Annotated in this window: 7 protein-coding genes; all 7 read left to right on the top strand. The window is 61.0% G+C overall.

Going from position 1 to position 8925, the window contains the following annotated elements:
- The first annotated feature begins 103 nt into the window (after positions 1–103).
- The 7 genes from lpxD (at position 104) to EGJ86_RS15550 (ending at position 8891) form a co-directional block, all read left to right on the top strand.
- Positions 104–1159: a UDP-3-O-(3-hydroxymyristoyl)glucosamine N-acyltransferase gene (gene lpxD, locus EGJ86_RS15580; RefSeq protein WP_125835744.1), complete on the top strand. Its 1056-nt coding sequence runs from the start codon at positions 104–106 to the stop codon at positions 1157–1159.
- A 47-nt stretch (positions 1160–1206) separates the two neighbouring features.
- On the top strand, positions 1207–1647 hold the full coding sequence (gene fabZ, locus EGJ86_RS15575) for a 3-hydroxyacyl-ACP dehydratase FabZ (protein ID WP_003244215.1): 441 nt from the start codon (positions 1207–1209) through the stop codon (positions 1645–1647).
- Positions 1644–2420 (top strand): acyl-ACP--UDP-N-acetylglucosamine O-acyltransferase, encoded by a 777-nt coding sequence (lpxA, locus tag EGJ86_RS15570; RefSeq protein ID WP_125835743.1) that lies wholly within the window; start codon positions 1644–1646, stop codon positions 2418–2420. Before fabZ ends, lpxA begins: the two co-directional genes overlap by 4 nt.
- 5 nt (positions 2421–2425) lie before the next feature.
- Complete coding sequence (gene lpxB / locus EGJ86_RS15565) at positions 2426–3559, top strand: lipid-A-disaccharide synthase (protein ID WP_125835742.1); 1134 nt, start codon at positions 2426–2428, stop codon at positions 3557–3559.
- A complete protein-coding gene (gene rnhB / locus EGJ86_RS15560) occupies positions 3559–4158 on the top strand; it encodes a ribonuclease HII (protein ID WP_125835741.1) in 600 nt (199 codons plus the stop codon). The genes lpxB and rnhB overlap by 1 nt, the downstream gene beginning before the upstream one ends.
- A 114-nt stretch (positions 4159–4272) precedes the next feature.
- Entirely contained in the window at positions 4273–7803 is a 3531-nt protein-coding gene (dnaE, locus tag EGJ86_RS15555; protein WP_125835740.1) for a DNA polymerase III subunit alpha, read from the top strand.
- Positions 7804–7940: 137 nt separating this feature from the next.
- Positions 7941–8891, top strand: coding sequence for an acetyl-CoA carboxylase carboxyltransferase subunit alpha (locus EGJ86_RS15550; protein WP_099523456.1), 951 nt, complete (start codon positions 7941–7943; stop codon positions 8889–8891).
- Positions 8892–8925 lie beyond the last annotated feature (34 nt).

Here is an 8925-nt window from a genome sequence, read left to right as displayed (position 1 = left end):
CACCCCATCCAGCAAAAACTCTGATTTTAAATGTTACTTCGACCACCGTTATCTACTCAGGTTGACTCGTCGGCTGCGTCAGTTGTTTATAAGCCACAGATGAATCACCGTCACCGTTCCCCTCGGCCAATTGGCTGCGCGGCTTGGCGCCACCTGGGGGGGCGCCGAAGCGAAGGTCATCACGGGCCTGGCCACCTTACAGGAGGCCAGGCCCGAACAGTTGAGCTTCCTGGCCAATGCCCAGTACCGCAAGTTTCTGGCGCAGACTCAGGCCGGTGCCGTGCTTCTGACCGCCGCCGATGCTGAAGGCTACGCTGGCGATGCCCTGATCGTTACCAACCCGTACCTGGCTTATGCCCAGCTGTCGCATGTGTTCGATCGCAAGCCCAAGGCTGCGTCGGGTATTCATGCCACGGCACAGATCGCCGAAGACGCTCAGGTCGATCCGAGTGCGACTATTGGCGCTTTTGCGGTTATCGAAAGCGGTGCACGTATCGGCGCTGATGTCAGCATCGGTGCCCATTGTGTAGTCGGTGCGCGTAGTGTGGTGGGTGATGGCGGCTGGCTGGCGCCACGCGTGACGCTCTATCACGACGTGCAGATCGGCAAGCGTGTGGTGATTCAATCCGGTGCCGTGATCGGCGGTGAGGGCTTCGGTTTCGCCAATGAGAAGGGCGTCTGGCAGAAGATCGCGCAGATCGGTGGAGTGACCATCGGTGATGACGTCGAGATCGGCGCCAACACCACGGTAGATCGTGGTGCGCTGTCTGATACCTTGATCGGCAATGGGGTTAAGCTCGATAACCAGATCATGATCGCGCACAACGTGCAGATTGGTGACAACACCGCAATGGCGGGTTGCTGCGGTATTTCCGGCAGCACCAAGATCGGCAAGAACTGCATGATCGCTGGCGGTGTGGGGATGGTTGGTCATATCGAAGTGTGCGACAACGTGTTCGTAACCGGCATGACCATGGTGACCCGTTCGATCACCGAGCCGGGCGCCTATTCTTCCGGTACCGCCATGCAGCCGGCGGGCGAGTGGAAGAAGAGTGCGGCCCGTATTCGTCAGTTGGACGAGATGGCCAAGCGACTGCGTGAGCTGGAAAAACAGCTGGCCGCCGTGACCCAGACGGCAAACGTCTCATCTGATGCCTGAGCACGGCGTGGCCGTGCTCTTTTCTTTTCTTACAGGCTTAACCGGACATGATGGACATCAACGAAATTCGTGAATATTTGCCGCACCGCTATCCGTTCCTGCTGGTGGACCGTGTGGTGGACCTGGACGTCGAAGGCAAACAGATTCGCGCCTATAAGAATGTCAGCATCAATGAGCCGTTCTTCAACGGTCACTTCCCCGAGCACCCGATCATGCCGGGCGTTCTGATCATCGAGGCGATGGCTCAAGCTGCCGGTATCCTCGGCTTCAAGATGATGGGCGTGAAGCCGGCTGATGGCACCCTGTATTACTTCGTTGGCTCCGACAAGCTGCGTTTCCGTTCGCCGGTGTTGCCGGGTGACCAACTGACGCTGGAAGCCAAGTATCTGAGCGATCGTCGCAGCATCTGGAAATTCGAGTGCCGCGCCACTGTCGATGGCAAGGAAGTCTGCTCCGCTGAAATCATCTGTGCGGAACGCAAGCTATGAGTTTGATTGACCCACGCGCGATCATCGACCCCAGTGCCAGATTGGCTGACGACGTTGTCGTTGGCCCTTGGAGCATTGTTGGTGCCGATGTGGAAATTGGCGAGGGTACAGTCATCGGTCCGCACGTAGTGCTCAAGGGACCGACCGTGATTGGCAAGCACAACCGCATCTACCAGTTTTCTTCGGTCGGTGAAGATACGCCGGACCTGAAGTACAAAGGTGAGCTCACTCGCCTGGTGATCGGCGATCACAACACCATTCGCGAAGGCGTCACCATTCACCGCGGCACCGTACAGGATCGCAGTGAAACCACCATTGGCGACCACAACCTGATCATGGCTTATACCCATATCGGCCATGACAGCGTGATCGGTAACCATTGCATTCTGGTCAACAACACGGCACTGGCTGGTCATGTCTGGGTCGACGACTGGGCGATTCTGTCCGGCTATACCCTGGTGCATCAGTTCTGCCGCATTGGCGCGCACAGCTTCTCGGGCATGGGCACCGCGATTGGCAAGGATGTGCCTGCTTTCGTTACCGTATTCGGTAACCCGGCCGAGGCGCGCAGCATGAACTTTGAGGGCATGCGTCGTCGTGGTTTCTCAGCCGAAGCCATTGCCGCATTGCGCAAGGGCTACAAGCAGGTTTATCGCCAGGGACTGACCGTGGAGCAAGCACTGGCCGAATTGGCCGAGTCTGCTGCTCAATTCCCTGAAGTGGCGATCTTCCGCGATTCGATCCAGGCCTCCACGCGCGGCATCACGCGCTGATTCCTATGAACAGACCTATTCGCGTCGCACTGGTCGCCGGTGAGGCGTCCGGTGACATTCTCGGCTCCGGCCTGATGCAGGCCATCAAGCAGCGTTATCCAGATACCGAGTTCATCGGCGTTGGCGGTGCGCGCATGGAAGCCGAGGGCCTGAAATCCTACTTCCCGATGGAGCGCCTGGCCGTGATGGGCCTGGTCGAGGTGCTCGGTCGTTTGTTCGAACTGCTTGGCCGTCGCCGCCAGTTGGCGCGCGATCTGATCGCCGCGCAGCCGGATGTGTTTATCGGCATCGATGCCCCTGATTTCAACCTGGGCCTGGAACTAAAGCTGCGCCGTGCTGGGATCAAGACCGTACATTACGTCAGCCCTTCGGTTTGGGCCTGGCGGCAGAAGCGTGTGCTGAAGATTCGCGAAGCCTGCGACTTGATGCTGACCCTGTTCCCGTTCGAGGCGCAGTTCTACGATGAACATCAGGTGCCGGTGCGCTTTGTCGGTCATCCGCTGGCCGATGCGATTCCCCAGCAAGCTGATCGTGCCGCCGCGCGCGAGGCATTGGATCTGCCGCAAGACGAGCCCGTGGTCGCGCTCATGCCAGGTAGCCGTGGTGGCGAGGTCGCGCGCTTGGGTGAGCTGTTTCTCGAGGCGGCGATCCGACTGCGTGCGCTTCGCCCGGGTGTTCGTTTCCTCCTGCCTTGCGCCACCCCCGAGCGCCGTGAGCAGTTGGAGCAGATGCTGGCAGGGCGTGATTTGCCGCTGACGTTGCTCAACGGTCGATCCCACGAAGCGCTGGCTGCCTGCGATGCAGTGCTCATCGCGTCGGGTACTGCGACCCTGGAAGCGCTCTTGTACAAGCGGCCGATGGTGGTGGCGTACCGCGTAGCGCCGCTGACCTATCGCATCCTCAAGCGCCTGGTGAAGAGCCCCTATATCTCGCTGCCTAATCTGCTGGCCGAGCGTTTGCTGGTGCCTGAGCTGATTCAGGATGCCGCGACGCCTGAGGCATTGGCCCAGGCCGTGGCACCGCTGATCGATGGTGGGCAAGTGCAGACCGAAGGTTTCGACGTCATTCACCGTGCGCTGCGTCGCGATGCTTCGCTGTCTGCGGCTGATGCTGTTCTCAAGCTCGCTGGGCGAGTCTGATGCAGCTGGGATTGGACTTTACCCTGGTCGAAGAGCTGGTCGCCGGCGTTGACGAGGTTGGCCGTGGCCCGCTCTGCGGTGCCGTGGTGACGGCTGCGGTGATCCTCGATCCGGCGCGGCCGATTCTCGGCCTGAACGACTCGAAGAAACTCTCCGAGGCGCGCCGTGAAGCGCTTTTCGACGAGATTCGCGAGAAGGCATTGGCCTGGTGCATCGCCCGCGCCGAGGTCGAGGAGATCGATCGCCTGAATATCCTGCATGCCACCATGCTGGCGATGCAGCGGGCCGTCGAGGGCCTGAGCGTAACGCCGAGGCTGGCACTGATCGACGGCAACCGTTGCCCCAAGCTGGCCGTGCCGAGTGCGCCGGTGGTCAAGGGCGACAGTCGGGTTCCGGCTATCGCCGCCGCTTCGATCCTGGCCAAGGTCAGCCGCGACCGCGAAATGCTCGAAATGGACCGTCTCTATCCCGGCTACGGAATTGCCGGTCACAAGGGTTACCCCACGCCCGTTCATCTCGAAGCGCTGATACGCCTGGGGCCTACGCCGATTCATCGGCGCTCTTTCGCCCCGGTACGTGCTTTGCTCGAAGGCGTGTAGCTGCATGACCCGGATGCAAGCCGGGAAATGCCACGCCTGTTGAACCTCTGGCCCTCAGCCAGACCCTCTTAGGCTACAATCCGCGCTTTGTCGTTTTCACCTGCAAGGCCGCCCATGACTCAAGCGTTCGTCCACCTGCGTCTGCACACCGAATACTCCCTGGTCGATGGCCTGGTGCGGGTCAAACCGCTGATCAAGGCCGTTGCCGGGGCCGGCATGCCGGCTGTGGCGGTCACCGACATGAGCAACATGTGCTCGCTGGTGAAGTTCTACAAGACGGCCATGGGCGCTGGGGTCAAACCGATCTGCGGCGCCGATATCTGGATGGCCAGCGCCGAGGAAGACGGCCCGCTGACGCGCTTGACCCTGCTGGCGATGAATGCCAAGGGCTATCGCAACCTCACCGAGCTGATCTCTCGTGGTTGGTCCGAAGGTCAGAGCAACGACCTGGTGATTATCCAGCGTGACTGGGTCAAGGATGCGGCAGAAGGTTTGATTGCGCTGTCCGGCGCCCGTGAGGGCGAAGTGGGTCAGGCGCTGCTGGCCGGTGACGAAGCCCTGGCCGAAACGCGTCTGCGCGAATGGATGGCAGTATTCCCGGACCGTTTCTATCTGGAAGTGCAGCGCACCAGCCGGGTCGGTGACGAGGAATACCTGCATGCCGCCGTGGCGCTGGCCGATCGTGTCGAGGCACCGCTGGTGGCGACCAACGATGTGCGCTTCATCAAGCAGGGTGACTTCGAGGCCCACGAAACCCGCGTCTGCATCGGTGAAGGCCGTACCCTCGACGATCCGCGCCGGCCGCGGCACTACTCCGATCAGCAGTACCTGAAAAGCGCCGACGAAATGTGGGAGCTGTTCTCCGACCTGCCCGAGGCACTGGAGAACACGGTCGAGATCGCCAAGCGCTGCAACATCGACGTGCAGCTTGGCAAGTATTTCCTGCCGGACTTCCCCACACCAAACGGCATGGGCATTGACGATTACCTGCGCCACGCCTCCTTCGAGGGCCTGGAAGAGCGTCTCGAAGTGCTGCTGCCCAAGGACACGCCGGATTACGAGGCGAAGAAGCAGGTCTATATCGATCGCCTCAACTTCGAACTCGACATCATCATCCAGATGGGTTTCCCCGGTTACTTCCTGATCGTTATGGACTTCATCCAGTGGGCCAAGAACAACGGCGTGCCGGTTGGCCCGGGCCGTGGTTCGGGTGCCGGTTCGCTGGTGGCCTACGTGCTGAAGATCACCGACCTCGATCCGTTGGCCTATGACCTGCTGTTCGAGCGTTTCCTCAACCCGGAACGGATTTCCATGCCCGACTTCGACGTCGACTTCTGCATGGATGGCCGCGACCGGGTGATCGACTACGTGGCCGAGAAGTACGGGCGTAATGCGGTGAGTCAGATCATCACCTTCGGCTCGATGGCGGCCAAGGCGGTGGTGCGCGATGTGGCGCGGGCGCAGGGTAAGTCCTATGGCCTGGCCGACCGTCTGTCGAAGATGATCCCCTTCGAAGTTGGCATGACCCTGGAGAAGGCCTTCGAGATGGAGGAGCCGCTGCGCGAGTTCCTCAAAAACGACGAGGAAGCCCAGGAGATCTGGGACATGTCGCTCAAGCTCGAAGGCGTGGTACGTGGTACCGGCAAGCACGCCGGTGGTGTGGTGATCGCGCCGACCAAGCTGACCGACTTTTCGCCGATCGCCTGTGACGAAGAGGGCGGCGGCCTGGTGACCCAGTTCGACAAGGATGACGTCGAGCAGGCCGGCCTGGTCAAGTTCGACTTCCTCGGCTTGCGTACGCTGACCATCATCAAATGGGCGATGGAGACTATCCACCGTATCCAGAAGCGCGACGGCGCGCCGGATGAGGATCTGGTCAACATCGACTTCATCCCGCTGGATGACAAGAAAACCTACGACATGCTGCAGAAGGCGGAAACCACTGCGGTCTTCCAGCTTGAATCGCGCGGCATGAAGGAGCTGATCAAGAAGCTCAAGCCCGACTGCCTGGAAGACATGATCGCACTGGTGGCGCTGTTCCGCCCTGGCCCGCTGCAATCGGGCATGGTGGACGACTTCATCAACCGTAAGCACGGTCGTGCCGAGCTGTCCTACCCGCATCCGGACTACCAGTACGCTGGCCTGGAGCCGGTGCTCAAGCCCACCTACGGCATCATCCTGTACCAGGAACAGGTGATGCAGATCGCTCAGGTGATGGCTGGCTACACCCTCGGTGGTGCGGACATGCTGCGTCGCGCCATGGGCAAGAAGAAGCCCGAGGAGATGGCCAAGCAGCGCGGCGGCTTCATCGAGGGTTGTGCCAGCAATGGCATCGACGCCAACCTGGCGGGTAACATCTTCGATCTGGTGGAAAAGTTCGCCGGTTACGGCTTCAACAAGTCGCACTCGGCCGCTTACGGTCTGGTGTCCTACCAGACTGCCTGGCTGAAAGCGCATTACCCGGCGCCGTTCATGGCCGCGGTGCTCTCGGCGGACATGCACAACACCGACAAGGTGGTGATCCTGGTGGAAGAGTGTCGCAACATGAAGTTGCGCATCGATCCGCCGGACGTGAACGTCTCCGAATTCAAGTTCACCGTCAACGACGACGGTCGTATCGTCTACGGTCTAGGTGCGGTCAAGGGCGTGGGCGAGGGGCCGGTCGAGGCCATCGTCGAATGTCGCGCCGAAGGTGGGCCATTCAAGGATTTGTTCGACTTCTGCAATCGCGTCGACCTCAAACGCATCAATAAGCGCACTCTGGAGGCGTTGATCCGCAGCGGCGCGCTGGATCGTCTCGGCCCGTACTATCAGGACGAGCTCAAGGCCTACCAGGCCAGTGTCGACAAGAACCGCGCCGTGCTGCTGGCGTCCATGGAAGAAGCGGTACAGTCCGCCGAGCAGACTGCGCGCAGCGCCGAGAGCGGCCATATGGATCTGTTCGGCGGCCTGTTCGCCGAGCCTGAGGCGGATGTCTACGCCAACCACCGCAAGGCCCGCGAACTGCCGATCAAGGAGCGTCTGAAAGGCGAGAAGGACACCCTGGGCATCTACCTGTCCGGCCACCCCATCGACGAGTACGAAGGCGAGATTCGCCGTTTCGCCCGTCAGCGCATCGTCGAACTGAAGCCGGCGCGCGATACCCAGACCATCGCTGGGATGATCGTCAACCTGCGGGTGATGAAGAACAAGAAGGGCGACAAGATGGGCTTCATCACCCTCGATGACCGCTCTGGGCGCATCGAAGCCTCACTGTTCGCCGACGCCTTCGCCAGCAACCAGGCATTGCTGCAGAACGATGCGCTGGTGGTGGTCGAGGGCGAGGTCAGCAACGACGATTTCTCCGGTGGCCTGCGCCTGCGCGCCAAGCGCGTGATGAGCCTGGAAGAAGCGCGCACCGGCCTGGCCGACAGCCTGCGGGTGAAGGTGGCCAGTGAGGCATTGAAGGGCGACCGCCTGCGCTGGCTGGCCGAACTGTGCAGCAAGCACAAGGGCGCTTGCCCGGTGACCGTCGACTACAGTGGCGAGGAGGCACGGGCCTTGCTTCAATTCGGCGATGCCTGGCGAATCGACCCGGCCGACACTTTGATTCAGGCATTGCGTGACCAGTTCGGGCGCGACAACGTCTTTTTGCACTACCGCTGATATACGAGAGGAAAATTCCTCTTCGTGGCAGCAAAGGCACCCGAGGGTGTCGACCCGCTGCGCCCTATCCCTTAAGGTAGGGCGCCTAATGGATACAGCTCCCCGGCCACTTGGCCGTCGACGCAAGACGGATGACTATGAACCCGAATTTCCTCGATTTCGAACAGCCGATCGCCGACCTGCAAGCCAAGATCGAAGAGCTACGCCTGGTTGGTAACGACAACTCGCTGAATATCGGCGATGAAATTGCCCGCCTGCAGGACAAGAGCAGCTCCCTGACCGAAAGCATCTTCGGCAATCTGACCAGCTGGCAGATCGCGCAGCTCGCGCGCCACCCGCGTCGCCCTTACACCCTGGATTACATCCAGCACATCTTCACCGAGTTCGACGAATTGCACGGTGATCGTCACTTCTCTGATGACGCCGCTATCGTCGGTGGCATTGCTCGCCTGGGCGACCAGCCGGTGATGATCATCGGCCACCAGAAAGGCCGTGAAGTGCGCGAGAAGGTGCGCCGCAACTTCGGCATGCCGCGTCCGGAAGGCTACCGCAAGGCCTGCCGCCTGATGGAAATGGCCGAACGTTTCAAGATGCCGATCCTCACCTTCATCGACACCCCCGGTGCCTACCCAGGTATCGATGCCGAGGAGCGTGGCCAGAGCGAGGCCATCGCCTGGAATCTGCGCGTGATGGCGCGTCTGAAAACGCCGATCATCGCCACCGTCATCGGTGAAGGTGGTTCTGGTGGTGCACTGGCCATTGGTGTTTGTGACCAGCTCAACATGCTGCAGTACTCCACCTACTCGGTGATCTCGCCGGAAGGCTGCGCCTCGATTCTCTGGCGTACCGCCGAGAAAGCGCCGGATGCCGCCGAAGCCATGGGCATCACCGCCGAGCGTCTGAAGGATCTGGGTATCGTCGATCAGGTGATCGCTGAACCGCTGGGTGGTGCGCACCGTGACCCGGCCGCAGCTTCCGAGTCGATCCGTCAGGAGCTGATCAAGCAACTGGCCAGCCTGCAGAAGCACGACACTGACGCGCTGCTCAAGCGTCGTTACGATCGCCTGATGAGCTACGGCATCGCCTGAGTTCGTTCTGCGTCTATCTCAACGGGCCTTCGGG

The organism is Pseudomonas sp. o96-267 (genome assembly GCF_003935465.1).
GTDB classification, from domain to species: domain Bacteria; phylum Pseudomonadota; class Gammaproteobacteria; order Pseudomonadales; family Pseudomonadaceae; genus Aquipseudomonas; species Aquipseudomonas sediminis.
The sequence above is the reverse complement of the archived record's forward strand: the minus strand, read 5'-3'. Positions and strand labels throughout refer to the sequence as shown.

Excerpts from the sequence above, each read along its gene's own strand:
- fabZ (WP_003244215.1), top strand. The coding sequence starts at position 1,207 with ATGATGGACATCAACGAAATTCGTGAATATTTGCCGCACCGCTATCCG.
- lpxA (WP_125835743.1), top strand. The coding sequence starts at position 1,644 with ATGAGTTTGATTGACCCACGCGCGATCATCGACCCCAGTGCCAGATTG.
- lpxB (WP_125835742.1), top strand. The coding sequence starts at position 2,426 with ATGAACAGACCTATTCGCGTCGCACTGGTCGCCGGTGAGGCGTCCGGT.
- rnhB (WP_125835741.1), top strand. The coding sequence starts at position 3,559 with ATGCAGCTGGGATTGGACTTTACCCTGGTCGAAGAGCTGGTCGCCGGC.
- dnaE (WP_125835740.1), top strand. The coding sequence starts at position 4,273 with ATGACTCAAGCGTTCGTCCACCTGCGTCTGCACACCGAATACTCCCTG.
- EGJ86_RS15550 (WP_099523456.1), top strand. The coding sequence starts at position 7,941 with ATGAACCCGAATTTCCTCGATTTCGAACAGCCGATCGCCGACCTGCAA.